Raw genomic sequence first — 24,731 nt, forward strand, 5'->3', positions numbered from 1 at the left:
CACCGCAGATCACCCCCCACCCGGGCACAACGGGCGCAGCCGCCGGCCACCCCCACACCGGCGGCCCGGCGACTGAATGCCCGGGTGGGTGGTTCTGCTCGGGTGGGGGTGGCGATCATGTGACAGCCTGTCTGGGCGGTGGGGCATCTTTTCAGCCCCACCTGACACGCTGGAGCACATGATCGCCGTAGGGGCCCCGCCCAAGCGGAACCACCCACCCGGGCAAGCCCACGAAACTCCCGGGCTTTTCCACGGCACGGCCAACACACAGGCACGCCGAGCAGAACCACCCCGAACCAACCCACCCGCGCTCACTCCCGCGACAACGCCGCCTCCTCCAGGTCCAGCTCCCGCTGCACCCGCCGCAGCGTCTCGTCGTCGATCTCCCGCCGGTCCCTGGCCGCCACGAACTCCGCCCGCTCCGCCGACAGCATCTCCCGCCGCAGCCGCCGGAACGCCGCGGCCGGGCTCTCCTCCTCCTGCCGCCCCAGCCGCTCCCACGCCGCGTTGCCCCGGTGCTCCGCGAGCGCCCGCAGCCGCGCCGCCAGGTGCTCCGGCACCGCGCTGGAGTCGACGATCTCCTCCAGCCGCGACACCGCCGCCCGCGCCGCGTTGTTCTGCACCTGCGCCTCGGCGAGCGCCCGCTCCTGCTCCCCGGAGTCGCGCACGCCCAGCCGCCGGATCAGCGCGGGCAGGGTCATGCCCTGCAGGAGCAGCGTGCCCACGGTCACCACGAGCGTCAGCAGCAGCACCACGTCGTGCCCGGGCATCTCCAGCGGGATGGCCGCCGCCGCGGCCAGCGACACCACCCCGCGCATCCCGGCCCACCCGAGCACCGTCACCTGCCGCCACCCCGGTGCCACCGGTTCGCGCTCCCGGACCCGCTTGAACAGCCACCTCGGCACGTACGCCGCGGGGAACATCCACGCGAACCGCACCAGGATCGCCGCCAGCAGCACCACCGCCGACGCCCCCAGCAGGTCCCACCCCGGGTCGGCGTCCGCCACGGCCGTCCGCACCTGCAACCCGATCAGCGCGAACACCAGCGACTCCAGCAGCACGTCCAGCGACTTCCACACCGCCGTCTCCTGCAACCGGGTCGAGAAGCCCGCCGCGGGCGCGTTGTGCCCCAGGTAGAGACCCGCGACCACCACGGCCAGCACCCCGGACGAGTGCACCTCCTCGGCCAGCAGGTACACCCCGAACGGCACCAGCAGCCCCAGCGCGCTCTCCAGCGCCCCGTCACCCACCCGCAGCCGGACCGCGTGCACGACGACGGCCACCACCAGCCCCACCGCCACCCCGCCGACGGCAGCGACCAGGAACGTCACCAGCCCGTCGCCCCAGGAGATCGCCGACCCGCCCACCGCGGCCGCCACCGCCACCTTGAACGCGGTCAGCGCCGTCGCGTCGTTGCCCAGGCTCTCCCCGGTCAGCAGCGTCATCGCCCGCCGGGGCAACCCCAGCCGACGCCCGATCGCCACCGCCGCCACCGCGTCCGGCGGCGCCACCACCGCCCCCAGCACCAGCGCGGGCGCCAGGCCCAACCCCGGCACCACCCAGTGCGCCACCAGCCCGACCACGGCGGTCGTGGTCAGGACCAGCCCCACCGCCAGCAACCCGATCGGCCGGATGTTGGCCTTGATGTCGAGGTAGGAGCTGTCCAGGGCGGCCGAGTACAGCAGCGGGGCCAGCACGACCAGCAGCACCAGGTCCGGGTCCAGCCCGAACTCCGGCACCCCCGGGATGAACGACACCCCGATGCCCACCGCGGTCAGCACCAGCGGGGCGGGCCAGTCCACGCGCCGCGCCAGCACCGTCACGGCCCACGACCCCACCAACAACAGCAGCAGTTCCACCCGTACCTCCACACCCGCCGGTCCTCTGCGCGAGGATGACCCATAGTCGCCCGAGAGGACCGCCGATGAGTTGCGCACACACCGAAGACCTCCCCACCGGGGTGACCGCCGACGCGACCGACGAGTGCCCCGACTGCGCCGCCCTCGGCGAACGCCACTGGGTCCACCTGCGCCAGTGCCTCACCTGCGGCCACGTCGCCTGCTGCGACTCCAGCCCACACAAGCACGCCACCGCCCACCACGGGGCGAGCGGCCACCCCGTCATGCGCTCCCACGAACCGGGCGAGTCCTGGCGCTGGTGCTACCCGGACAACCGCCTCGTCTGACCGGGAGGACCAAAGAGGCCGCCACCGGGTTCCGGTGACGGCCTCCTGCGGCTGGGTGGTCTACGCGCGCGGGAAGTTCTCCGCCCGGGAGGCGACCGCGATGTCGGGGTTGTCGCTGAACACCCCGTCGACCCCGGCCTTCCAGAAAGCGCTCAGCTCCGCGAACAGGTCGCCGTAGTTGGCCGCGACGGCGTCCGACCGCAGGTTCTTCGGCAGGAACGTGTTCTCCGCCCGGAACGTGTACGGGTGCACCTTGAGCCCCACCGCGTGGGCGTCGGCCACCAACCGCGTCGGCTGCGCCAGGTTGCCCGCCGCGTCCCGCGCCACGACCTGGTTCTTGTCCGGCCCGACCCCGTCGGCGTAGGTCGAGACCTCCTTGAGGCCCTGGGCGCTGACGACGTCGGCGTAGGTCCGCTCGTCCCCGGCCGCCACGAAGTCGTAGGGCGCGCCGGAGGCCGAGGTCAACTGGACCAGCGGGACCCGCAGCTCCCGGTGCAGCGCCTTGAGGTTCGCCACCTCGAAGGACTGCACGAACACCTTCGCGTTGCGCCGGTTGAGCCCGTTGCGGTTGAGGACCCGCACCAGCTCGGGCTCCAGGGCGAGGCCTTGGCGCTGGAAGTAGGTGGGGTGCTTGGTCTCCGGGTAGATCCCCACCTCGCGCCCCAGCTCCCGCGAGAGCCGGTTCTTGAGGTCGATCACTTCCTGGAGCGTGGGCACCTGGTGGCGCCCGTTGTGGATCGTGTTCTCCTGCCGGACGTCCGGAATCCGCTCGGTCGCCCGCAGCGTCTTCAACTCGGCCAGCGTGAAGTCCTCGGTGAACCACCCGGTCACCGCGACCCCGTCCAGGTCCTTCGTCGTCCGCCGCCCCGCGAACTCCGGGTGCGCGGCGACGTCGGTCGTCCCCCCGATCTCCGGTTCGTGCCGGGCCACCAGCACGCCGTCCTTGGTGGAGACCAGGTCGGGCTCGATGAAGTCGGCCCCCATCCGCGCCGCCAGCTCGTAGCCGGCCAGCGTGTGCTCCGGCCGGTAGCCGGAAGCACCCCGGTGCCCGATCACCAGCGGGGTCGCCCGCTCCCCGGGCCGCCCAGCCGCCTGCTCGGGAGCAGCGGCAGCACTGCTCAGCGCAGCGGTCCCCACCAAAGCCAATGCCGACACAGCAACCCCCAGCATCCGGGCAACCGTCATGACCAACCTCCACGTCCCGTCTCGGCCCAACCCTGGCCCGACCCCAAGACCACCCGGCCACCGCCCGGCGTCCACCACCCCACGGTCACGTGAACTGCCGGTACCCCGGCTTCCACCCGCCCCGGCGACGGGATTCGTCGCCGGGGCGGGTGGAAGCCGGGGGCGGGTGGGTCAGGCCAGGCCGAGGGCGGCGGGGGCCTGGGGGTCGGAGTCGGCGAGGAAGGTGGCGCAGCGGGTGTGCTCCTCGGTCTCGCCGATGGCCTGGGCGGCCTTGGCGAGGGCGGCGAGGGCGCGGAGGAAGCCCTGGTTGGGGCGGTGCGACCACGGAATGGGGCCGTGGCCCTTCCAGCCTGCGCGGCGGAGCTGGTCGAGGCCGCGGTGGTAGCCGGTGCGGGCGTAGGCGTAGGCCGCGACCGGCTGACCGTCGGCGAGGGCCCCCTCGGCCAAGGCGGCCCAGGCCTCGCTGAAGTCGGGGGTGCCGGTGACGACCTCGACCGGGTCCTGGCCCGCTTCGAGGGCGGCCTGCTGTTCGGGCCGGTCGGGCAGGTACGTGGGGTCGGGTCCGCCAAGCAGGTTCATGGGGCCATCATGCCGCGCGAGGGCCGGGTGGGGCCGGGGCGGGCGGGTTCAGGGCGCGGAAGGTGGGGTGGCCTGCTGGGCGAGGAGGTTTTGGGCCAGGTCGATGAAGTGGGCGAGGGTGGGGGCGTCGAAGGCCAGGGCGAAGTGCTGGTCGTCGGATTCGAAGACGAAGTCGTAGGCGTCGCCGTGGCCGGGCATGGCTCGGAGGTCGACGGCGGCGGTGCAGATGACGCCGGTGCTGATGCTGATGTGCGAGTTGGTGCGCATGACTGGAGATTACGTTTGAGACGCAGGACACAGGCGGCTCTCCCGAGTGAATCATGAGTCTCAAAGGGTGACGTTTGGCAGTACGCTCTGTGAGACGCGGGGTGGACGGGCAGGCTTGGGGTGTGAAAAGCACTGATCCGGGGCCGGTGGTCCAGCGGTTGATCTTCGGGGCGCGGGCGAGGGAGCTTCGGGAGCGCGCCGGGGTGGAGTTGGAGGCGGCGAACGTCGCGTTGGGGTGGTATCGCGGGAAGCTGTCGAAGGTGGAGACGGGGCAGTTGGCGACCAAGCCCCGTGAGTGCGATGAGATGTTGCGGATCTACGGGGTGAGTGGGCACGAGGCGGAGCAGTTGCGGTCACTTGCCGCCGACGGGCGGCGGTCGGCGGCGCCGGAGCGGGTCACCGACTCGGCGCGGCAGTACGTGGCGCTGGAGCGCGACTCCACCGAGATCCGCATGGTCTACAACGAGGTGCCGGGGATCTTCCAGACGGTGGAGTACGCGCGTGCCCAACTGATGCGTTCACCGGTGATCCCGGGGGCGCAGGTGGCGGGCATGGCACAGGCCCGGCACGAGCGGGGTGAGCGGCTGCGATCATCGGGCATCAGGGTTCTGGCGGTGTTGGGCATCGAAGCCCTCTACCGGGAGACCGGCGGCCAAGAGGTCTTGGCGCGGCAGTTGGAGCGCTTGGTCGAAATGGCCGGGCTGCCGAACGTGACGATCCGCATCCTGCCCTGGGCGGCGGGAGGCACGCCGGGGCTGAGTTGCCCCTTCACCCTGCTGTGGATCGAACCTGCGAATGCGCGGATCGCCTACACCGAAACGCTGACCGGGGCTGACTACCTGAAGACCACGGACACGTACAGCCTGGCCTTCGAGCAAGCGAGCGATCTGGCGCTTGGTGAAGAAGCCAGTCAGGATGAGCTGAAACGGCGGATCATCGAGCTTGAGTGAGGAAGTCCCCACCATGTTGATCTCCCCAAGCGCCCTTGTGGGGCTGACTTGGCGCAAGTCCAGCCGGAGCGGCGGGGGTGGCGCGCAGTGTGTTGAGTTGGCGAACCTGCCGGTGGGAGCGGCTGTTCGGGACAGCAAGAGCCCGGACAGCGGTCACCTCGTGCTCGCGCCCACCGCGTTCGACCAGCTCCGGGGCTGGGCCAAGCAGCGTTGACGAACAGCGGCGGCGGGGCACCTGTGCAGGTGCCCCGCCGCCGTCGTTGTTTCAACCTGTGATGCGCGACCCTCGAATGCTCAGCCCGCGATCATGCGGCCCGCGGACTTGAGGTGCTCGCAGGCCTGGGTGATGCGGGTGGCCATGGCCTGCTCCGCCGCCTTGAGGTAGCTGCGGGGGTCGTAGGCCTTCTTGTTGCCCACCTCGCCGTCGACCTTGAGGACGCCGTCGTAGTTGGTGAACATGTGGGTGGCGATGGGGCGGGTGAAGGCGTACTGGGTGTCGGTGTCGATGTTCATCTTGATGACGCCGTAGGACACCGCCTCCTGGATCTCCTCCAGCAGCGAGCCGGAACCGCCGTGGAAGACCAGGTCGAAGGGCTTGGAGCCCGGGTCGAGCCCCAGCTTCTGGGTGACGACCTCCTGGCCCTGCTTGAGGATCTCCGGGCGGAGCTTGACGTTGCCCGGCTTGTAGACGCCGTGCACGTTGCCGAAGGTGGCCGCCAGCAGGTAGCGGCCCTTCTCACCCACGCCGAGGGCGTCGACCGTCTTGAGGTAGTCGTCGGCGGTGGTGTAGAGCTTGTCGTTGATCTCGTTGGCGACGCCGTCCTCCTCGCCGCCGACGACGCCGACCTCGATCTCCAGGACGATGCGGGCCTTGGCGGCCTTCTCCAGCAGCTCGGCGGCGATCTCCAGGTTCTCCTCCAGCGGCACGGCCGAGCCGTCCCACATGTGCGACTGGAACAGCGGGTTCTTGCCCGCGTCCACGCGCTCCTGGCTGATGGCGATGAGCGGGCGGACGTAGCCGTCGAGCTTGTCCTTGGGGCAGTGGTCGGTGTGCAGTGCGACGTTGACCGGGTACTTCGCCGCCACGACGTGGGCGAACTCGGCGAGGCCGACCGCGCCGGTGACCATGTCCTTGACCTTGGTGCCGGAGGCGAACTCCGCTCCGCCGGTGGAGACCTGGATGATGCCGTCGCTCTCGGCTTCGGCGAAGCCGCGCAGCGCCGCGTTGAGCGTCTCCGATGACGTCACGTTGATGGCTGGGTAAGCGAACTCGCTCGCCTTCGCCCGGTCCAGCATCTCCGCGTAGACCTCGGGTGTGGCGATGGGCATCGGTGGTCCTCCTCGGGGTGGGACTTTCGCTGGATAGTACGAGCAGCGCGCACCGGTCCGCTCCGTCAGACTGACCACATGACCACCGCGACCTGGAATGGCGAGACGATCGCCGAGAGCGACGACACAAAGGTCGTCGAGGGGAACCACTACTTCCCGCCGGACTCCGTGCGCCGGGACCTCCTGAGCGCGTCCCCCACCACGAGCGTGTGCCCGTGGAAGGGGACGGCCAGCTACTACTCCGTGACCGTCGACGGCGAGGAGAACACCGACGCGGCCTGGTACTACCCGGCGCCGAAGGACGCGGCGGCGGAGATCAAGGACCACGTGGCCTTCTGGCGCGGGGTCGAGATCACCCCGTGAGCGCCGCCGCCAGGCTGCGGTAGGCGGCGAAGTCGAGCCCGCCGTCGGCGGTGACCACCTGGATGGCCACGTGGTCGGCACCGGCGGCGTGGTGCTCGGCGACCCGCTCGCGGATGGCCTCCTCGTCGCCCCAGGCGACGAGGGCGTCGACGAGCCGGTCGCTGCCCTTGACGTCGTCCTCGGTGAACCCGAGGCGGCGCCAGTTGTTGACGTAGTTCGGCAGCCCCAGGTACATGGCCAGGGCGCCGCGGGCCAGCTCGCGGGCCTTGGCCGGGTCGGTCTCCAGGACCACGTGCTGCTCGGGGGCCAGCAGCGGGCCCGCGCCGAGCAGTTCCCTGGCCCGGGCGGTGTGCTCGGGGGTGACCAGGTAGGGCAGGGCGCCGCGGGTGCGGGCCCCGGCCAGCTTGACCGTGCGCGGGCCCAGTGCGGCCAGGGCGACGGAGTCCATCGGCACGGCGAGCTGGTCGAGGTAGTCCACCAGCTTGCTGTAGGGCTTCTCGTAGGTCTTGTCGGTGACGCTCTCCACCAGGGCCGCGTGGCTGGCGCCCAGGCCGAGGACGAACCGGCCGGGGAACCGGGTGGAGATGCGGTCGAACGCGGTGGCGATCCCCGCGGGCCCGTCGGTCCAGATGCTGACGATGCTGGTGCCGACGGCGAGCGCGGCGGTGCCGCCGAGCAGCGCGTCGACGACGGCGAGGTCACCGCCGGGGGAGCCGCCCAGCCACAGCGCGGTGAAGCCCAGCTCTTCGAGTTCGGCCGCGTGCTCCGCGCCGTCGGTCCACAGGTGGGCCCCGCTCCAGACGCCCACCCGGCCAAGTTCGGCGGTCATGTGCCCTCCGATCGGTGTGGAAGGTGGTGAATCCTAGCGCGGGTAGCTTCGAGCCATGACGAACATCGGTTCCACGGACCTGGACGTGTTCCCGCTCAACCTCGGCGGCAATGTCTTCGGCTGGACCGCTGACCAGGCGAATTCCGAGGCCGTACTCGACGCTTACACCGAATCGGGTGGCAATTTCATCGACACCGCCGACGTCTACTCGCAGTGGGCGCCCGGGCACGTCGGTGGCGAGTCGGAGACGGTCATCGGCAACTGGATGGCCGCCCGGGGCAACCGCGACCGGGTGGTGATCGCCACGAAGGTCGGCGCCATGGAGGGCTTCAAGGGCTTGTCCGCGGCGAACGTCGAGCGGGCGGCGGAGCAGTCGCTCAAGCGGCTCGGCACCGACCACATCGACCTGTACTACGCGCACCGCGACGACACGTCGGTGCCGCTGGAGGAGACGCTGGCCGCGTTCGACTCGTTGGTGCGCAAGGGGAAGGTGCGCTACCTCGGCGCGTCGAACCTGAGCGCGGAGCGGCTGGCGGAGTCGCTGGCGGTGTCCGACCGGGAGGGCCTGGCGCGGTACGCGGCCCTGCAACCCAACTACAGCCTGGTGGCCAGGGCGGAGTACGAGCCCGAGTACGCGGAGCTGGTGGCCCGGGAGGGGTTGGCCGTGCTGCCGTACTGGTCGCTGGCGAGCGGGTTCCTCACCGGCAAGTACCGCGACGGCGCCACTGTGGACAGCGTGCGGGCGGGCGGGGCGTCCCGGCACCTGGACGACCGGGGGCGGCGGGTGCTGGCGGCGCTGGACGCGGTGGCGGGGGCGCACTCGGTGCCCGTGGCGGCGGTGGCGCTGGCGTGGTTGGCGGCGCAGCCGGGGGTGGTGGCGCCGATCGCCAGCGCGCGCACGGTCGAGCAGCTCGCGGACCTGCTGCCGATGGCGTCGCTGGAGCTGGGCGAGGACGAGCTGGCGGCGTTGACGGCCGCTTCGGACTGAGGTCGATCCGCCTCAGGGCGAGGTGGTCGAGGCCGCCGTCTTGGGTCCGCGGCCCGCGACGGCGGCCAGGGCCAGGGCGGCGGGTGCGGTGACGTGCGGCGGGTGTCCGAGCGCGGCCATGGTCACGACGAAGGCCAGCAGGGTGAGCAGGGTGGCGAACTGGCGCGCGGGCACCGCGCCGCAGGAGGTGCGGGGGAAGACGGGGAGCAGGGCGGGGCGGAAGGTCATCGGGGTCCTCTTTCACCGGATGCACGGTCGAATGCACGTGCATTTCGGTCAACGTACGGTGTCCGCCGCACTGCGCCAACCACCCGGGCGGAAGTTCACCTGACTCAGCTAGACGTGCCGACACAAGCGAAAACTGCGGAGAGTAGCCAAGTGTAAGCACAGAATTACCTGTTACTCGCGGTAGCTTACTCTGGGTAAGTCGCGGTAGCGTGGCCGGCAACCCACTCGTTCGAGGAGGAACCATGGGCGCGACGAATCTGCTGGCACGGCCGCGCAGCGTCAAGGGCAAGGTCATCCTGATCACCGGTGCCGCGCGCGGTTTCGGCGCCGGGCTGGCGAAGCGGTTCGCCGCGCGGGGCGCCAAGGTGGCCCTGGTGGGCCTCGAACCGGTGGAGATGAAGAAGGTCGCCGCCGAGTGCGGGCCGGACGCGGCGGTGTTCGAGGCCGACGTGACCGATTGGGAGGCCATGGAGACCGCGGTGGCCGGGGTGGTCGAGCGGTTCGGCGCCATCGACATCGTCATCGCCAACGCCGGGATCGCCGCCGCCGGGTTCATCCGGTCGATCGACCCGAAGGCGTTCGAGCGGACCATCGAGGTCGACCTGCTCGGCGTGTGGCGCACGGTGCGGGTGTCGCTGCCGCACGTCATCGCCGCCAAGGGCTACGTCCTCGTCGTCTCCTCGCTGGCCGCGATCACGCACGCGCCCGCCATGGCCGCCTACGCCGCGTCGAAGGCCGGGGTGGAGGCGTTCGCCAACAGCCTGCGCTCGGAGATGAAGCACCTCGGCGTCCGCGTCGGCGTCGCGCACCCGTCGTGGATCTCCACCGACCTGGTCAACGGCGCCGACGAGCACCCGGTGTTCGGGCCGCTGCGCAAGTCCATGCCCGGCCCGATCGGCAAGGCGTACCCGGTGCCGCTGGCGCTCGACGCGCTGGAGAAGGGCGTGCTGCGGCGCGACCGGACGATCCACGTGCCCGGGTGGGTCGGACTGCTCAAGCTGGTCCGCTCGTCCATCCCGCTGATCATCGAGCACGGTGCGCGGCTGACCGGCAACGTCGTGGCGAAGGCGGACGCGGCGGCGCTGGCCGACATCGCCGAGCGCGGCGCGGACGTGTCGTCGCGGCCGGTGGGCGCCGGTGGCGCGGCGGCGATGGCCGGCAAGAAGTCGTAGCCGAGCAAGATGGGGTGACCGCCACCCCAGCGCCCAGGAGGAACCGATGTCGCGACGCGAGCAGATCGTCATGACCACCGAGGAGGTCGGCGCGTTCCTGCTCGCCGAGCGCGTCGCCGACGTGGCCAGCATGGGCCCCAACGGGCGCCCGCACCTGGCACCGCTGTGGTACGTGCCGGAGGGCACCACCCTGCGGACGTGGACCTACGGCAGCTCGCAGAAGGTGGCGAACCTCCGGCGGCTGCCGCAGGCCACGGTGCTGGTCGAGGCCGGGGACTCCTACGAGGAGCTGCGCGGCGTCAGCATGGAGTGCGACGTCGAGGTGGTGGAGGACGGTGAGCGGGTCGCGGCCATCGGGTCGGAGCTGACCTCCCGCTACACCGGCAGCGAGGAGGTCGCGGTGGCCGCGTCGCAGTTCGTGCGGGTGCAGGCGGTCAAGCGGGTGGGCCTGGTGTTCACGCCGACGAAGGTCGTGTCCTGGGACCACCGCAAGCTCGGCGGCGGCTACTGACCCGCCCGCTCGGCCAGCTCGCCCAGCACCGGCTTCCACTCGCGGACCGACTGGGCGGCCACCACGCCGTCGCGCCGGTACGGGTCCTCGGCGAGCAGCGCGTCCAGCTCCGCGCGGTCGGCGACCGAGGCGATGAACATGCCGCCGAGGTCGTCGCCCCACGGGCCCGCGCCCACCACGGTGCCCGCGCCCACCAGTCCCGAGAGGTATTCGCGGTGCGCGGGCCTGCTGGCGAGGAGCCGCTCGCGGTCGGTGGTGTAGGTCGTGTCGATGATGAACCAGGTCATGGCGACGATGATCGCACCACCGAACACACCGGATGGCCCTGTGTTCACCCAGCGGGACCGGTAGGGTTCCCCCGTGGCAGGGGATGGTGGACACCGGGGTGATTTCCCCCCGAGGCGCGGTGAGCTCGGCTCCGGTGCGCCGGAGGGTCGTGCGGAGCGCAGCGTGGAGCAGACGCTGACCCGCCTGCGCGCCATCGACACCAGGAGCGCGCCACCGCCGCAGCCGGAGGCGCCGCTGACCCTGGAGGACCTCTACCGCACGCACCGGATGCGGTTGATCCGGTTGGCGCTGCTGCTCGTCGACGAGCCCGCGACCGCCGAGGACGTGGTGCAGGAGGCGTTCACCGGCCTGCACCGCAACTGGGGCAACCTGCGCGACGCGGCGGCCGCGGTCGGCTACCTGCGCACGGCGGTGGTCAACGGTTCGCGCAGCGTGCTGCGCAGGCGCAAGACCGCCCGCGAGTACACCCCGCCGCACGCGGTCAACGCCCGGTCCGCGGAGAGCCTGGCGATGCTCACCGCCGAGCACCAGGGCGTGGTGAAGGCGCTGTCGCAGTTGCCGCCGCGGCAGCGCGAGGTGCTGGTGCTGCGCTACTACGGCAACCTCACCGAGGCGGAGATCGCCGAGGCGGCGGGCATTTCCAAGGGCACCGTGAAGTCGACGGCCAGCCGGGCGCTGGAAGCGCTGCAGAAGATCATGAACCAGCCCTGAGCCGTACCGCCCCCGGGGTAGATTTGGTCCAGACCATTGCGGTCCAGACCAATACACTGCCACTGTGCACCTCGGTGCCTGGACGTCTCGGAGGGGCGACGATGGCGGGACAACTCATCACGGGTGGCAGGCTGGTCACCCCGGACGGCGTGCTCGACGACGGCTGGCTGCTGGTCGAGGACGGGCACATCGCCGCGCTGGGCACCGGCGGCCCGCCGCGCGCCGACGACGCGGTGGACGCGGGCGGCGCCTGGGTCGTCCCCGGCTTCGTCGACATCCACTGCCACGGCGGCGGCGGGGCGGCCTTCACCAGCCCCGACCCCGCCGACCTGCGGCTCGCCGCCGACACCCACGCCAGGCACGGCACCACCACCCTGCTGGCCAGCCTGGTCTCGCGGCCGGTGCCGGAACTCGCCGACCAGATCGCCGCCCTGCGCGAACTCGTCGAGGACGACGTCGTCGCGGGCGTCCACCTGGAGGGCCCGTTCCTGTCCTCGGCCCGCTGCGGCGCCCACGACCCGGCCGTCCTGCGGCCCCCGGAGCCGGAGGCGGTGGACGCGCTGCTCGCCGCCGGGCGCGGGGCGGTCCGCATGGTGACCCTGGCACCGGAACTCGCGGGCTCGGTCGAAGCGGTCCGCCGACTGGTCGACGGCGGCGCGATCGCCGCCCTGGGCCACACCGACGCGGTCGAGGCCCAGGTGCTGCCCGCCGTCGACGCCGGGGCGACGGTCGCCACCCACCTGTTCAACGGGATGCGCCCCCTGCACCACCGGGAGGCGGGCCCCATCGGCGCCCTGCTCGACGACGACCGGGTCAGCGTCGAACTCATCTGCGACCTGGTCCACCTCAGCCCGACCGTGGTCCGCCTGGCGGCCCGGCACGCCGGACCCGAGCGGACCGTCCTGGTGACCGACGCGATCGCCGCCGCCGGGGCGGGCGACGGCGACTACGAGATCGGCGGCCTGGCGGTCCGGGTGCGCGACGGGGTGCCGACGCTGGCCGAGGGCGGCGCCCTGGCGGGCAGCAGCCTGACGATGGACGCGGCCTTCCGGAACCTGGTGCGCGGCTGCGGGCTGGACGTCCCCGAGGCCGTGGCCGCGACCGCCACCCGCCCCGCCGCCCTGCTGGGCCTGGCCGACACCACCGGGAAGCTGGCCAAGGGCCTGGCGGCCGACCTGGTCCTGCTGGACCGCGACCTCGCGCTGAGCGGGGTCTGCCGCCGCGGCACCTGGCTCTGACCCGACCGCGGGCAGCTCCGCCCGACGACGACGGGCCGCCCGGTTCGCCGCTCCGACCCGCCCGGGGGCGGGCGGGTCAGTAGGGTCGGGGCCATGACCGAGGCAGATCCGGAACGGCTGCTCACCGAGGCGCTGCGGGCGCAGGCCGCGCAGGCGCCGGTGTCGGAACCGACCGGTCCGGTCGGCGGTTTCGGGCTGCTCTCCGGCAGCGACCTGCCGCTGGCGGCGACGCCCGCCGAGGTGACCGCGCGGATGCCCGGGACCGAACAGCCGCGGGCGTGGTGGGTGCTCGGGTTGGCGGTCATGCTGGGGCTGGCCGCGGGCGCGGTGGTCGGCGTCCTGACCCTGCTCTGAGTTCCGCGCCGCCGACGCCGCTGCGGGACAAAACGGACTTAACGGGAGCGATGCTCCCAGATAGCACACAGGGACGCCCTGTACCTTGTGGGCGTGCGCGCCACCGATCTCCCCGTGAACCTCGCCCTGCTGCCGAGCTGGCTGGACCCCGAGGTCATCCTCAGCAGCCTCGGCTGGTTCCTGGTGCCAGGGCTGTGCCTGATCATCTTCGCCGAGTGCGGGCTGCTGCTGGGCTTCTTCCTGCCCGGCGACTCGCTGCTGTTCACCGCCGGGCTGTTCATCGCCAAGGACGCCGCCGGGGACGGCCTGGTGGACATGCCGCCGCTGTGGCTCACCTGCCTGCTGCTCACCGCGTGCGCGTTCCTGGGCAACGTGGTCGGCTACTGGATCGGCGCCAAGGCCGGGCCCGCGCTGTTCAGCAAGCCGGACTCCAAGCTGTTCAAGCAGGAGCACGTGGTCAAGACGCACGTGTTCTTCGAGAAGTACGGGCCGCGGGCCATCGTGCTGGCGCGGTTCGTGCCGATCGTGCGGACCTTCATCACCGCCATCGCCGGGGTGGGGCGGATGGACCCGAAGAAGTTCTTCTCGTTCTCCGCCATCGGGGCGGTGCTCTGGGCGACCGGGGTGACCGTGCTGGGGTACTTCCTCGGGCAGATCGACTTCATCCACAAGAACCTCGAGGCGATGCTGGTCCTCATCGTGCTCATCTCGGTGGTGCCGATCATCATCGAGTTCGTGAAGGCGCGGCGGGAGCGCAAGCACGCCGCTTGACCTTGCGGCGTTGGCTTGTGGTCCTGTTCAGGGCTTCAAAGCCCGGTCGTTTTCGGGGCGTGCCCGGGTGGATCTGCCCAACCGTGCCGTGGGTTCAAAGCCCGGTCGTTTGTTGGGCGTGCCCGGGTGGGTGGATCTGCTTGGGCGGGGCCCCTACAGCGATCATGTGCCTGGTGTGACCGAGTGGGGCGAAAAGAGTGCCCCACTGCCCGGGCAGGCTTGCACATGATCGCTTCCCCCACCCAAGCACATCCACCCACCCGGGCCTTCTGGCGCCGGGCCGGCGGTTAGCGGGGTAGTCACCGGCTGCGCCCGGTGGGGTTCGGCGTGGCTGGCCGCCAGGCCGGCGGTTCGTGGGGTGGTTGGCGGCTGCGCCGGTGGGGTTCGGGTGGCCGGCCGCCAGGCCGGCGGTTGGTGGGTGGTTGGCGGCTGCGCCGGTGCGGTTCGGGTGGCCGGCCGCCAGGCCGGCGGTTCGTGGGGTGGTCGGCGGCTGCGCCCGGTGGGGTGCGGTTGGGGTGCGGGGTGGGGTGGTCAGGCGGCGGCCCAGATCTGGCGGGCGGCGGTGACCGCTGCGGCCTGATAGGGCGGGAGGAGGCCGCCGTCGGCGATGACCTCCACCGGCCACTTCTCCTGCTTGCGCATCCACAGGTGGGCGGTGAGGGTGCTGTAGGCGCGCAGTTCGTCGACCTCCGGGGCCACCTGGACCAGGTAGACCCAGGTGGGGCGGTTCGGGGCGTCGGGGAGTGGGTCGCGCCAGGCTCGGCGGACTCGGCGGGCGCCGATGAGGGGGGCCTCGGTGGCGAGGACCTCGTCGACCGGGGTGGGGTCGGGGGCTTCCGGGGGGCCGGTGGGGCTGAAGCGGTAGGCGGGGGCGGGGGCCGTGTCGGCCAGGGCCAGGTCGGCCAGGGCGGGGTCGGTGGGGTCGGGGGTCAGGGAGCGGATGAGGGTGGCCTCCTGGGCGGTGACCGCCACCCCCTCGGCCACCAGGTTGAGCAGCAGGGCGGCGACCGCCAGTTCCGGCTCCCCGGCGGCGTACTGGGCCTGCACCACGGCCACGACGTCGTCGGAGAGCCTGCCTGCGAGCCTGCGGGCCACCTCGGTGGCGGCGGCGTACTGTGCGACGTCCATCTGGTGGTGCCAGCTCCCCCCGTGGGTTGCCCTCGGTGCGGCGTACGGTAGCGGTCAGGCCGGGTCGGGGTCGAACATCGAGCCGGGGTTGAACAGGTTGCCCGGGTCCAGTGCGGCCTTGATCGCCCGGTGGGTGCGCAGGCCGACCGGACCTATTTCTCTCGCCAGCCACTCCCGCTTGACCTTGCCGACGCCGTGTTCGCCGGTGACCGTGCCGCCCAGGGCCAGGCCCGCGTCGAGGATGTCGGCGAAGGCGCGGCGGGCGCGGGTGAACTCGTCCTCGGACGCCGGGTCGTAGACGATCGTGGGGTGCATGTTGCCGTCGCCCGCGTGGCCGACGACGGCGACGCGGAGGCCGACCTCGGCGCTGATGCGCTCGCAGGCGTCTATCAATTCTGTGATGCGGGTGCGTGGGACGCACACGTCGTCGGTGAGCCAGGCGCCGTAGACCTCCAGGGCCATGAGGACGGCTCGGCGGGCGGTGAGGAGCAGTTGGCCCTCGGCGATGTCGAAGGTGGTGTGCGCGAGTTCCGCTCCCGCGTCCAGGCAGATTTGCTCGATCTTGGCCAGTTCCGCCCTGGCCGCCTCGCCGCCGGAGTCGGACTGGCACAGCAGCAGGGCCGCGCAGCCCCCGCCCGCGCCGAGTTCGGTCTTGAGGTGGGCCTCGACCGCGGCGATGGACACCGAGTCCATGATCTCCATCAGCGACGGGACGACGCCCTCGCGGACGATCCGGCTGACCGCCGTGCCCGCGGCGGCGGTGGTGCCGAACGCGGCGACCACGGTTCCGGGGGCCTGCGGCAGCGGGCGCAGCGCGACGGTGGCCCGGGTGATCACGCCGAGGGTGCCCTCGCTGCCGACGAACAGCTTGGTCAGGTCGTAGCCCGCGACGCCCTTGACCGTGCGGCGGCCGGTGCGGAGCAGTTCCCCGTCGGCGAGGACGACGTCGAGGCCGAGGACGGAATCGGTGGTCACCCCGTACTTCACGCAGCACAGGCCGCCCGCGTTGGTGGCGAGGTTGCCGCCGATGGTGCACCAGTCGTAGCTGGAGGGGTCCGGTGGGTAGAACAGCCCGTGCTCCTCCACCGCGCCGCGCAGGTCGAGGTTGACCACGCCCGGTTCCACCACGGCCAGCCGGTTGTCGGCGTCGATCTCGACGATGCGGTTCATCCGCGTGGTCACCAGGACCACGCAGCCGTCGACGGCGTTGGCCGCGCCGCTGAGGCCGCTGCCCGCTCCGCGCGGCACGATCGGCACCCCGTGCTCGGCGCAGGCCCGCACCACCTCCTGGACCTGGCCGGTGCTCTCCGGGAAGACCACGGCCAGCGGGTCGCCGAAGGGGGCCAGCGGCATCATGTCGCGGCGGTAACCGGCTGTGATGTCGGGGTCGACGTGCACGCCGCCGTCGCCGAGGGCGGCGCGGAGTCGGGTGAGCAGGGCGTCGGTGGTCACGCGATGACGTTAACCCGTGAGTGCTATTCCTGGCCGTACGCTCATCGGGCGACAAATTGATGCGCCATTCCAGATTTCTTCAAATCGTATGCGGAAATTGTTCGATCACTGTTTACAGTGGTGTGGCGGGCGTCACTGGGGACGCCCGGTCGGGAGGGGTTCGCCATGGTTGGCCTCGCACGTGAAGTGATGCCCGGACCGAGCGTCCAAGCCCGCACCCTCGCCAACGTGCTGCGCACGAGCATCCGCCCGATGGCCGACCGGCTGCGCCTGCACGGCTCCGGGTTGCGGATCGTCCGCGAGGCGTTCGACACCGTGGGCATGGCGCCCATCCCGCGCGGCACGCGCATCCGGGCGGTCCACGAGCCGCACGGATTCGGCGACGTCAGCGGCCTGTGGATCACCGCCCGCGCGGCCGACGAGCGGGCGGGCGCGATCCTGTACCTGCACGGCGGCGGGTTCGTCTTCGGCTCGCTGCGCAGCCACCGCCACCTGGCCGCCGCGCTGTCGCAGTCGACCGGGCTGCCGGTGCTGCTGCTGGACTACCGGCGCGCGCCGGAGCACCGCTTCCCGGCCGCCGCGGACGACGCGATGGCGGGCTACCGCTGGCTGCTCGACCAGGGCTACCGGCCGGAGCAGGTCGTGGTGGCGGGCGACTCCGCCGGTGGGCACCTGACCGCCGGGCTGCTGGCCGAGCTGACCCGGCAGCGGTTCGCGATGCCGGGCGCGGCGGTGCTGTTCTCGCCGTTCCTGGACCTGACCGGCCGCGGGCTCGACGAGCGCGACGCCGTGCACCGCGACCCGTACATCCCGCCCGCCCGCGCCAGGGAGGCGGCGTTGCAGTACGCGGGTGACGTCGATCTCGACCACCCGCGGCTGAACGTGTTCAAGGGCAGCAAGCGGCGCTGGCCGCCGATGCTGATCCAGGCGGGCGACATCGAGTGCCTGCTCGGCGACTCGGAGCGGCTCTCGGCGGCCATGCGGGCGGCGGGCGCGCACTGCGAGTTGCAGGTCTGGCCTGGTCAGGTGCACGTCTTCCCCGCCTTCTACCACCTGGTGCCCGAGGCGCGGCTGGCGCTGGGGTACGTGGGCGACTTCGTCCGCGGTGCCCTCGCGGAGCAACTCGCCGCATAGTCCGCGCGCCCGGGGGAACCCGCCGCGCGGGCGTCCTCGTCTGCTCAATTCCGGCTTGCGATCACTCCCGTCGAAGAACATGCTTGGTTAACGCAACCAGTTGTTGAGTACAACCAAGACAAACGGGACATCGCCATGGCGGACGCACAACGCGCGGCTGAGCCGAACCCAACCGACTCGGACGCGCCCGACCCGGCGGACCTGCGCACGGCCGACCAGCTCGGCCTGCAACTGGTCCGGTTCCTGCGGCTGAGCAACCACGCCAAGCAGCACTTCACCTCCAAGGCCAAGCACGCGATCGAGCGGTCGAACTACGCCCTGCTCGCCACGCTGGTCCACACCGGACCGCTGCGCGCGAACGCGCTCGCCGAGGCGATCCACTCCGACCCGTCCACGGTGAGCAGGCAGGTCGGCGCGCTGGTCGGCCAGGGGCTCGTCGAGCGGCAGACCGACCCGGACGACGGCCGCGCGTGCGTGCTGGTGCCCACCGAGGAGGGCGTCCGGGCCTTCCGGGCCAACCACGACCGGCGCACCCGGCAGATCGCGCGGATGCTCGCCGAGTGGTCCGAGGACGACCGGCGCACCCTCGTGCACCTGCTCACCAGGCTCAACACCGAGATCGAGAAGTTCCAGGGGGAAGACCGATGACCACCGTCGAAGCGAAGGCGGGCGGGGAGAAGCTGACCGGCGGGACCTCCGCCGCCAAGCACGCCGCGCCGGAGGACGCGCCGGCGCTGACCCACCGGCAGATCCTGGTGATCCTGTCCGGGTTGATGCTCGGCATGTTCCTCGCCGCGCTCGACCAGACCATCGTCGGCACCTCGATCAGGACCATCGCCGACGACCTCAACGGCCTGAGCATGCAGGCCTGGGCGACCACGGCGTACCTGATCACCTCGACGATCTCCACGCCGCTCTACGGCAAGCTGTCGGACATCTACGGCCGCAAGCCGTTCTTCACCACCGCGATCTCGATCTTCCTGGTCGGGTCGCTGGCCTGCACGCTGTCGACGTCGATGTACGAGCTGGCCGCGTTCCGCGCGCTGCAGGGCCTCGGCGCGGGCGGCCTGATGTCGCTGGCGCTGACGATCATCGCCGACATCGTGCCGCCCCGGGAGCGGGCCAAGTACCAGGGCTACTTCCTGGCCGTCTTCGGCACCTCCAGCGTGCTCGGCCCGGTCATCGGCGGCTTCTTCGCGGGCACCGACTCGATCCTGGGCGTCACCGGCTGGCGCTGGGTGTTCCTGGTGAACGTGCCGATCGGCGCGCTGGCGCTGGTCGTGGTGACCAAGGTGCTCAACGTGCCGCACCAGCGGCGCGACCACCGGATCGACTACTTCGGCGCGGCGTTCCTGTCGATGACCGTGGTGCCGCTGCTGGTCGTGGCCGAGCAGGGCCGCGAGTGGGGCTGGGACTCGACCCGGTCGATCACCTGCTACGCCATCGGGCTGGTGGGGCTGGTCGCGTTCCTGTTCGTGGAGAACCGGATGGGCGACGAGGCGCTGATCCCGCTGCGGCTGTTCCGCACCTCGACCTTCGCCATGACGATCGTCGCGGGCACCGTCATCGGCGTCGGCATGTTCGGCGGCATCTCGATGATCCCGCAGTACCTCCAGATCGTGCGCGGTCTGACGCCCACCGAGGCCGGGCTGTTCATGATCCCGATGATGCTCGGCATCATGATCGCCTCGGTGGTGTCCGGGCAGATCACCTCGCGCACCGGCCGGTACAAGGTGTTCCCGGTGCTGGGCAGCGCGCTGCTGGTGGTGGGCCTGCTGCTGTTCCACGGCGTCGAGGTGGACACCCCGATCTGGCAGCCGATGGTCTACATGACGGTGTTCGGCCTGGGGCTGGGCAACTGCATGCAGACGCTGACGATCGCCGCGCAGAACGCGGTGCCGGTGCGCGACATGGGCGTGGCGACCGCCTCGGCCACGTTCTTCCGGCAGCTCGGCGGCACGCTCGGCGTCGCGGTGTTCCTGTCGCTGCTGTTCAGCACGGTGGCCGACAACATCGCCTCGGCGTTCACCCGGGCCGCGCAGGACCCGGCGTTCCAGGCCGCGGCGGCCGACCCGGCGGTCCGGGACAACCCGGTCAACCAGCCGGTGTTCGCCGCGCTCAACGGCGGTGGGGGCGGCGGGGTGCTCCAGGACTCGTCGTTCCTGCAGGCGATCGACCCGCGGTTGGCGCTGCCGTTCCAGCAGGGCTTCACCGAGTCCATCCAGCTCGTGTTCCTGGCGGGCGCGGGCGTGATGGTGCTGGCGTTCGTGGTGTCGCTGTTCATCAAGGAGATCCCGCTGCGGCTGACCAACTCGGTCTCCGCCGCGGCCCTGGAGGGCGGCGAGGCGATGCTGCCCACCGAGGAGGACCGCGACGACGACCGCGCGGACGGGACCACCTCGGACGGCAAGGCGAACGGCGCAGTCGCCGCCCCCGAGGGCAACGGCAGCAACGGCAACGGGCACCACGGGAACGGGGTGGGCGGCCTCCCGGCCGAGGACCCCGACCGCGACGGCTTCCTGCCGTTCCAGCCCTCGGCGCTGCGGGCGAGCGCGGTCGGCGACGCCCCGGTGCTCAGCGGGCAGGTGCGCCGCCCGGACGGCTCCGCGCTCGCGGGCGCCGCCCTGACCCTGATCGACGCGCACGGCCAGCAGGTCGGCCGGGTCGGCGCCGGGCACGACGGCGGCTACCTGCTCGACGCGCCGCTGCCCGGCGCGTACACGCTCATCGCCTCCGCCCCCGACCACCAGCCGCAGGCGACCACGGTGAAGGTGCGGGCCGGTCGGGCCACGGTCGACGTGACCCTGGTCGGCGCGGCGGTGCTGCACGGGTACGTGATGGCCGCCGACGGGCACACCCCGGTCACCACGGCCAGGGTCACGCTCACCGACGCGCGCGGCGAGGTCGTGGAGACCCAGCCGAGCGCCTCCGACGGCAGCTACCGGTTCGCCGGGGTGCGCGCGGGCTCGTTCACCCTGGTGGTCAGCGCGGACACGTTCCGCCCGGCCGCGCTGCCGCTCACCCTCCCGGCCACCGGCGAGGTCCGGCACGACGTGGAACTGGTGGGCGGCGCGGAGCTGTCCGGGGTGGCCCGCACGACCACCGGGTCCCCGGTGCCGGACGCGCGGATCACCGTGCTCGACGCCGCGGGCGGTGTGGTCACCGTGACCAGCACCGACAACGAGGGCCGGTACGTGGTGGACGACCTGGCCGAGGGCGACTACACCGTGATCGCCAGCGGCTACTCGCCGACCGCCGACCAGGTCTCGCTGCGCGGCGGCGAGGTCGGCACGCACGACGTGACCCTCGGCTACGACGAGTGGAAGTGACCACCTGAGCCGACGGCGCCCGTCCCCACCGGGGCGGGCGCCGTCGTCGTCTCCGGGCTGTCAGAACGCCGCGAGGACCAGGACCCCGGGCTCGCGGCAGGCGGGCCCGGGCCGGCGCTTCACCCCAGGTCGACGACGTGGTCGGCCACCAGTCCGGCCAGCAGCGGGTCGTGCGAGGCGATGACCACGGCCGACCCGCGCCCCTTGGCGCCCTCGACCAGCCCGGCCAGCCAGCGGCGGCGCCCGGCGTCGAGGGCGCGCTCGGGTTCGTCGAGCAGCAGGACCCGGTGCTCGCGGTGGATCGCGCCGAGCAGCAGCAGCCTGCGCCGCTGCCCGCTGGACAGCGTGTACGCGGGGTCGTCCGGCAGGTCGGGGTCGACGTCCACGCCCACCAGGTCGAGGTGTTGGCGCGGGGTCAGCGCGTCGAACAGGGTGGAGTCGTCGAACAGGACCGACACGCCCCGGCGGAAGTCCGCGTGCCGCTCGTCCGGTGCCCCGCCGTTGACGGTCACGACGCCCTCGGTCAGCTCCTGCGCCCCGTACAGGCAGCGCAGCAGCGTCGACTTGCCGGACCCGTTGTCCCCGGTCAGCACCACGCAGGTGCCGCCGGGCACGTCCAGGTCGAGCCCGCGGAACAGCCACCGCTCACCGAACCGGACCCCCAGTCCCCGCCCTTCGATCACAGGCGGTGAACGCGGGTGAGCACGAGGAAGTTCCTGGTGACCCGGGGGCCACGGCTCGATGAAACTGTGCGGCATCGACTGGCCCGGCGGGCGGGCGGACGTAGCCTGGGGCCGTGGACTTCATCTTCGACTGGCTCGAATCCGCAGGCCCGGCGCTCGTGTGGGCCATCGTGCTGGGGATGGTGTTCACCGAGTGCGCGTTCATCGTCGGGTTGTTCCTGCCCGGCGACTCGCTGCTGTTCGCCGCCGGGGTGGTCCTGGCCCAGCACCACCACGAGCACCAGGCGTGGTGGCTGTCGCTGGCGGCCACGCTGACCGCCGTCGCGGGCAACCAGACCGGGTACTTCATCGGCGCCAAGACCGGGCACGCGATCATCGCCCGGCGCGGCGGCAAGGTGCTCAACCCGGAGCGGCTGGAACGCGCCCGCGACTTCCTGGACCAGCGCGGCTTCTTCGCCATCGTGGTCGCCAGGTGGCTGCCGTGGGTCCGCACCCTGGCCCCGCTGGTGGCCGGTGCGGCGCGGATGGACCCGAGGCGGTTCGCGCTGGCCACGTTCGTGGGCGGGCTCGCCTGGGTGCCGATCCTGGTGCTCGGCGGGTACTACGCGGCCGGGCTGCTCGACCAGCTCCCGTGGCTGAAGACGGTGGCGGTGGTGGCCAGCGTGGCGTTCTTCGTCGGGGGCACCGCGTGGGGCATCCGGCGGTACCGCCGGGAGCTGCGCAAGCCCGCCGAAGAGGTGTCCCTGGCCGAGTGAGCCCGCCTCAGCCCGCGGCGAGGACGAGCTGGATGCCGTCCGGGTCGCGCAGCGACAGGGTGGGGGAGTCGTCCGGGGCGGTGAAGGAGACGCCGAGGTCGGTGAGCCGCCGCGCCCAGGTGGCGAGGGCGGCCGGGTCGGCCAGCGGCAGCGTCAGGTGGTCCAGGCCCGGCCTGCACTCGTCGAACGCCGCGCGCTCGGCGCCGGGGTGCTGGACCAGGGTGAGGGTCATGCCGAAGCCGTGCAGGAACACCTTCCGCAGGCCCTGGTCGCCCTCGTCGTCCTCGCGGCCCTCGGTGGTGAAGCCGAGGACGCGTTCGTACCAGGGAACGCTGCGGTCCACGTCGGTCACCGTGAGGGCGACATGGTGCGCGCCGGTGAGAGCGGGCATCGCCGACCGTCCTTCCTTGACCCGTTCGGGGGCGGGTCATTGGTCATGATGCCCGAGCGGGGCGACGCTCGGCACGAGCGTTACTGGATCTTTCGCAGGACGAGATCCGCCGCGGCGGCGGTGCCCCCGACCAGCCGGGCGTTCGTTTCGTCCGATCCGTCCGTTCGCTCCCGCGCCTGGTCCTCGGTCCGCCCGAAGGCGCGATGGCGCTGGTAGAGGCGCTGGCGGCGGACGCCGGGGTCCGGGTCGAGGTACCAGACCTCGTCGAGCAGCGGCCGGACCGCGGGCCAGAGCAGCAGGTAGTTCCCCTCGGTGACCACGAGGGGAACCTCACAGGGGACCGGCACGGCGCAGGCGATCGGCTCCTCGACCTCGCGGCGGAACTCGGGCGCGTAGACGACCGCGTCGGTGCTGGTCCGCAACCTGCGGAGCAGGTCGGCGTAGCCGTCCGCGTCGAAGGTGTCCGGGGCGCCCTTGCGCTCGGCGCGGCCGAGCCGGTCGAGTTCGGCCTGGGCGAGGTGGAAGCCGTCCATGCCGACCAGCGCGGCCCGCCCGCCCAGGGCGGTCACCAGGCGGGCGGCCAGGGTCGACTTGCCCGCGCCGGGCGCCCCGCAGATCCCCAGGACCCGCCGGGGGCCGGTGGCGAGGGCGGCGGCCCGGTCCAGCAACTCGGAGAAGGTCCACTCCCGCCGCACGGGAACTCCATTCGGGTGAGTAGGGTTGACGCAAGCGTTTGCCGTCTGCTGAGGGAGGTGACCCAGCCGTGGCCACCATGGAAGACGTCGCCAAGCTGGCCGGTGTGTCCATCAGCACGGTCTCACACGTGGTCAACGAGACCAGGCCGGTGGCCAAGTCGACGCTCGAACGGGTGCGGGCGGCCATCGAGGAGACCGGGTACACCGGCAACGCGATCGCCCGGTCGCTGGTCACCGGCGGCACCAGGTCGATCGGCGTGGCCATGTCGCTGCTGGCCAACCCGCACCTGGCGCAGCTCGTGCACGCCATCGAGGCGGAGGCCACCGCCGCCGGCTACCAGGTGCTGCTCGGCGACACCCTGGACTCCGAGGACGGCGAGCGGGCTGCGGTGCGCAAGCTCCAGGCCCGCCGGGTCGACGGGATGCTGCTGACCCCCGCCCCCGGCGACACCGCGACGCTGGAGATGCTGGCGCGCACGGGGGTGCCCGCGGTGCTGGTGGACCGGGTGTCGCACAAGATCAAGCTGGACCAGGTGGGGGCGGAGAACATCCAGTCCACCTCGGCGCTGGTGTCGCACCTGGCCGAGGCCGGGCACCGCCGGATCGGGTTCATCAGCGGCGTGGAGTGGATGGGCGCCAGCGAGGAGCGCACCCTGGGCTACCGGCTGGGGCTGGGCCGGGCGGGCCTGCGCTGGGACTCGAACCTGGTCGCGGGCGGCGGCGCGTCCCCGCAGGACGGGGTGCTGGCGCTGCGCAGGCTGCTCACCGTCCCGGAGCGGCCGACGGCGGTCATCACCGGCAACGGGGCGATGACCGCGGGCGCCTACCGCGAGGCGCGGGCGCACCGCCTGGAGGTCGGCCGCGACCTGGCGATCGTCGGGCACGACGAGGTGGACTGGGCGGAGCTGGTGCCCCCGGGGATCACCACCATGGCGCACCCGGTGGACGAGATCGGCCGCACCGCGGTCCGCCTGCTGCTGGCCCGCCTCGACGACGGCGAACGGCCGCCGGAAACGGTCCTGCTGCCGCCGGTGCTCAACCACCGCGGTTCCTGCGGCTGCCCGGCCCCGGCGCCCACCGCGGTCCCCGGGGCGGGTTTCGCCGAGTTGTGACCGGGCGCGGCGGGCACTGGGAACAGCGAAACGCAGGGCCGAAGCCCTGCGTTTTCACTGTGGCCCGTTCGGGACCACCCGCGCCGACCGGAATCCCGCTCCGG

Annotated in this window: 29 protein-coding genes; 16 read left to right on the plus strand and 13 right to left on the minus strand. The window is 72.2% G+C overall.

Translation table 11 applies throughout. From position 1 onward, the window contains the following. Positions 1–311: 311 nt before the first annotated feature. Positions 312–1,859: a Na+/H+ antiporter gene (locus tag DFQ13_RS17430; RefSeq protein ID WP_084176341.1), complete on the minus strand. Its 1,548-nt coding sequence runs from the start codon at positions 1,857–1,859 to the stop codon at positions 312–314. Between the two features lie 65 nt (positions 1,860–1,924). On the opposite strand from DFQ13_RS17430, the gene DFQ13_RS17435 reads away from it, so the two are divergent. After that, positions 1,925–2,185 (plus strand): UBP-type zinc finger domain-containing protein, encoded by a 261-nt coding sequence (locus tag DFQ13_RS17435; protein ID WP_110080587.1) that lies wholly within the window; start codon positions 1,925–1,927, stop codon positions 2,183–2,185. 60 nt (positions 2,186–2,245) lie between these two features. Here the strand turns inward: DFQ13_RS17435 and DFQ13_RS17440 are convergent, their stop codons facing one another. The 3 genes from DFQ13_RS17440 to DFQ13_RS17450 form a co-directional block, all read right to left on the minus strand. Beyond that, positions 2,246–3,370, minus strand: coding sequence for a glycerophosphodiester phosphodiesterase (locus DFQ13_RS17440; protein WP_035288506.1), 1,125 nt, complete (start codon positions 3,368–3,370; stop codon positions 2,246–2,248). Between the two features lie 171 nt (positions 3,371–3,541). Continuing rightward, entirely contained in the window at positions 3,542–3,949 is a 408-nt protein-coding gene (locus DFQ13_RS17445; RefSeq protein WP_110080588.1) for a DUF3151 domain-containing protein, read from the minus strand. A gap of 48 nt (positions 3,950–3,997) precedes the next feature. After that, complete coding sequence (locus tag DFQ13_RS17450; protein WP_110080589.1) at positions 3,998–4,216, minus strand: hypothetical protein; 219 nt, start codon at positions 4,214–4,216, stop codon at positions 3,998–4,000. Between the two features lie 122 nt (positions 4,217–4,338). On the opposite strand from DFQ13_RS17450, the gene DFQ13_RS17455 reads away from it, so the two are divergent. Further along, positions 4,339–5,166 carry a helix-turn-helix domain-containing protein gene (locus DFQ13_RS17455; RefSeq protein ID WP_181400031.1) on the plus strand — a complete coding sequence of 276 codons (828 nt, stop codon included), beginning with the start codon at positions 4,339–4,341 and terminating at the stop codon, positions 5,164–5,166. A 13-nt stretch (positions 5,167–5,179) separates the two neighbouring features. Further along, entirely contained in the window at positions 5,180–5,380 is a 201-nt protein-coding gene (locus DFQ13_RS17460) for a DUF397 domain-containing protein (protein ID WP_110080591.1), read from the plus strand. Between the two features lie 80 nt (positions 5,381–5,460). Here DFQ13_RS17460 and fbaA read toward each other — a convergent pair whose 3' ends face one another. Beyond that, positions 5,461–6,495: a class II fructose-bisphosphate aldolase gene (gene fbaA / locus DFQ13_RS17465; RefSeq protein WP_110080592.1), complete on the minus strand. Its 1,035-nt coding sequence runs from the start codon at positions 6,493–6,495 to the stop codon at positions 5,461–5,463. A gap of 78 nt (positions 6,496–6,573) precedes the next feature. Between fbaA and DFQ13_RS17470 the strand changes: the two genes are divergently transcribed. Continuing rightward, positions 6,574–6,858, plus strand: a complete 285-nt coding sequence (locus DFQ13_RS17470) for a DUF427 domain-containing protein (RefSeq protein ID WP_110080593.1) — start codon at positions 6,574–6,576, stop codon at positions 6,856–6,858. Here the strand turns inward: DFQ13_RS17470 and DFQ13_RS17475 are convergent. After that, positions 6,848–7,687 (minus strand): LLM class F420-dependent oxidoreductase, encoded by an 840-nt coding sequence (locus DFQ13_RS17475; protein ID WP_110080594.1) that lies wholly within the window; start codon positions 7,685–7,687, stop codon positions 6,848–6,850. The genes DFQ13_RS17470 and DFQ13_RS17475 overlap by 11 nt on opposite strands. Before the next feature lie 55 nt (positions 7,688–7,742). Here DFQ13_RS17475 and DFQ13_RS17480 point away from each other — a divergent pair, with 55 nt between their 5' ends. Beyond that, positions 7,743–8,675: an aldo/keto reductase gene (locus DFQ13_RS17480; protein ID WP_035288490.1), complete on the plus strand. Its 933-nt coding sequence runs from the start codon at positions 7,743–7,745 to the stop codon at positions 8,673–8,675. A 12-nt stretch (positions 8,676–8,687) separates the two neighbouring features. On the opposite strand, the gene DFQ13_RS17485 is transcribed toward DFQ13_RS17480, so the two are convergent. Continuing rightward, complete coding sequence (locus tag DFQ13_RS17485; protein WP_110080595.1) at positions 8,688–8,903, minus strand: hypothetical protein; 216 nt, start codon at positions 8,901–8,903, stop codon at positions 8,688–8,690. A 242-nt stretch (positions 8,904–9,145) separates the two neighbouring features. On the opposite strand from DFQ13_RS17485, the gene DFQ13_RS17490 reads away from it, so the two are divergent. Both DFQ13_RS17490 and DFQ13_RS17495 read left to right on the plus strand, forming a co-directional pair. Then, entirely contained in the window at positions 9,146–10,075 is a 930-nt protein-coding gene (locus DFQ13_RS17490; protein ID WP_110080596.1) for a short-chain dehydrogenase/reductase, read from the plus strand. 46 nt (positions 10,076–10,121) lie between these two features. Further along, positions 10,122–10,586 carry a pyridoxamine 5'-phosphate oxidase family protein gene (locus DFQ13_RS17495; RefSeq protein ID WP_110080597.1) on the plus strand — a complete coding sequence of 155 codons (465 nt, stop codon included), beginning with the start codon at positions 10,122–10,124 and terminating at the stop codon, positions 10,584–10,586. On the opposite strand, the gene DFQ13_RS17500 is transcribed toward DFQ13_RS17495, so the two are convergent. Further along, entirely contained in the window at positions 10,580–10,873 is a 294-nt protein-coding gene (locus DFQ13_RS17500; RefSeq protein ID WP_110080815.1) for a YciI family protein, read from the minus strand. The genes DFQ13_RS17495 and DFQ13_RS17500 overlap by 7 nt on opposite strands. Positions 10,874–11,036: 163 nt before the next feature. Here DFQ13_RS17500 and DFQ13_RS17505 point away from each other — a divergent pair, with 163 nt between their 5' ends. From DFQ13_RS17505 to DFQ13_RS17520, 4 genes are all read left to right on the plus strand, one after another. Beyond that, positions 11,037–11,585 carry a SigE family RNA polymerase sigma factor gene (locus DFQ13_RS17505; protein ID WP_035288482.1) on the plus strand — a complete coding sequence of 183 codons (549 nt, stop codon included), beginning with the start codon at positions 11,037–11,039 and terminating at the stop codon, positions 11,583–11,585. Positions 11,586–11,686: 101 nt separating this feature from the next. Further along, a complete protein-coding gene (gene nagA / locus DFQ13_RS17510; RefSeq protein WP_035288480.1) occupies positions 11,687–12,823 on the plus strand; it encodes an N-acetylglucosamine-6-phosphate deacetylase in 1,137 nt (378 codons plus the stop codon). A gap of 93 nt (positions 12,824–12,916) precedes the next feature. Beyond that, complete coding sequence (locus tag DFQ13_RS17515; protein WP_035288478.1) at positions 12,917–13,177, plus strand: hypothetical protein; 261 nt, start codon at positions 12,917–12,919, stop codon at positions 13,175–13,177. 93 nt (positions 13,178–13,270) lie between these two features. Next, positions 13,271–13,948 carry a DedA family protein gene (locus tag DFQ13_RS17520; protein ID WP_035288542.1) on the plus strand — a complete coding sequence of 226 codons (678 nt, stop codon included), beginning with the start codon at positions 13,271–13,273 and terminating at the stop codon, positions 13,946–13,948. A 531-nt stretch (positions 13,949–14,479) separates the two neighbouring features. Here DFQ13_RS17520 and DFQ13_RS17525 read toward each other — a convergent pair. After that, positions 14,480–15,076, minus strand: coding sequence for a hypothetical protein (locus DFQ13_RS17525; protein WP_035283180.1), 597 nt, complete (start codon positions 15,074–15,076; stop codon positions 14,480–14,482). Positions 15,077–15,130: 54 nt separating this feature from the next. Continuing rightward, positions 15,131–16,528, minus strand: a complete 1,398-nt coding sequence (locus DFQ13_RS17530) for an FAD-binding oxidoreductase (protein ID WP_110080598.1) — start codon at positions 16,526–16,528, stop codon at positions 15,131–15,133. A gap of 189 nt (positions 16,529–16,717) precedes the next feature. Between DFQ13_RS17530 and DFQ13_RS17535 the strand changes: the two genes are divergently transcribed. The 3 genes from DFQ13_RS17535 (at position 16,718) to DFQ13_RS17545 (ending at position 20,991) form a co-directional block, all read left to right on the plus strand. Continuing rightward, positions 16,718–17,662 (plus strand): alpha/beta hydrolase, encoded by a 945-nt coding sequence (locus DFQ13_RS17535; RefSeq protein ID WP_052021222.1) that lies wholly within the window; start codon positions 16,718–16,720, stop codon positions 17,660–17,662. A gap of 135 nt (positions 17,663–17,797) precedes the next feature. Continuing rightward, positions 17,798–18,310, plus strand: coding sequence for a MarR family winged helix-turn-helix transcriptional regulator (locus DFQ13_RS17540; protein WP_035283178.1), 513 nt, complete (start codon positions 17,798–17,800; stop codon positions 18,308–18,310). After that, positions 18,307–20,991 (plus strand): MFS transporter, encoded by a 2,685-nt coding sequence (locus DFQ13_RS17545; protein ID WP_110080599.1) that lies wholly within the window; start codon positions 18,307–18,309, stop codon positions 20,989–20,991. The genes DFQ13_RS17540 and DFQ13_RS17545 overlap by 4 nt, the downstream gene beginning before the upstream one ends. Positions 20,992–21,110: 119 nt before the next feature. Here the strand turns inward: DFQ13_RS17545 and DFQ13_RS17550 are convergent, their stop codons facing one another. Beyond that, positions 21,111–21,674: an ABC transporter ATP-binding protein gene (locus DFQ13_RS17550; RefSeq protein WP_110080600.1), complete on the minus strand. Its 564-nt coding sequence runs from the start codon at positions 21,672–21,674 to the stop codon at positions 21,111–21,113. A 179-nt stretch (positions 21,675–21,853) separates the two neighbouring features. Here DFQ13_RS17550 and DFQ13_RS17555 point away from each other — a divergent pair, with 179 nt between their 5' ends. Continuing rightward, on the plus strand, positions 21,854–22,429 hold the full coding sequence (locus tag DFQ13_RS17555; protein ID WP_084175640.1) for a DedA family protein: 576 nt from the start codon (positions 21,854–21,856) through the stop codon (positions 22,427–22,429). A 7-nt stretch (positions 22,430–22,436) separates the two neighbouring features. Here DFQ13_RS17555 and DFQ13_RS17560 read toward each other — a convergent pair whose 3' ends face one another. After that, positions 22,437–22,820 carry a VOC family protein gene (locus tag DFQ13_RS17560; protein ID WP_035283172.1) on the minus strand — a complete coding sequence of 128 codons (384 nt, stop codon included), beginning with the start codon at positions 22,818–22,820 and terminating at the stop codon, positions 22,437–22,439. An 80-nt stretch (positions 22,821–22,900) separates the two neighbouring features. Further along, positions 22,901–23,515 (minus strand): nucleoside/nucleotide kinase family protein, encoded by a 615-nt coding sequence (locus DFQ13_RS17565; RefSeq protein WP_110080601.1) that lies wholly within the window; start codon positions 23,513–23,515, stop codon positions 22,901–22,903. A gap of 77 nt (positions 23,516–23,592) precedes the next feature. On the opposite strand from DFQ13_RS17565, the gene DFQ13_RS17570 reads away from it, so the two are divergent. Next, the gene (locus tag DFQ13_RS17570) at positions 23,593–24,627 is read left to right on the plus strand and encodes a LacI family DNA-binding transcriptional regulator (protein ID WP_110080816.1); all 1,035 of its coding nucleotides are present in this window, start codon (positions 23,593–23,595) and stop codon (positions 24,625–24,627) included. The last annotated feature ends 104 nt before the right edge of the window (positions 24,628–24,731 follow it).

Source organism: Actinokineospora spheciospongiae, from assembly GCF_003182415.1.
GTDB classification, from domain to species: Bacteria; Actinomycetota; Actinomycetes; order Mycobacteriales; family Pseudonocardiaceae; genus Actinokineospora; species Actinokineospora spheciospongiae.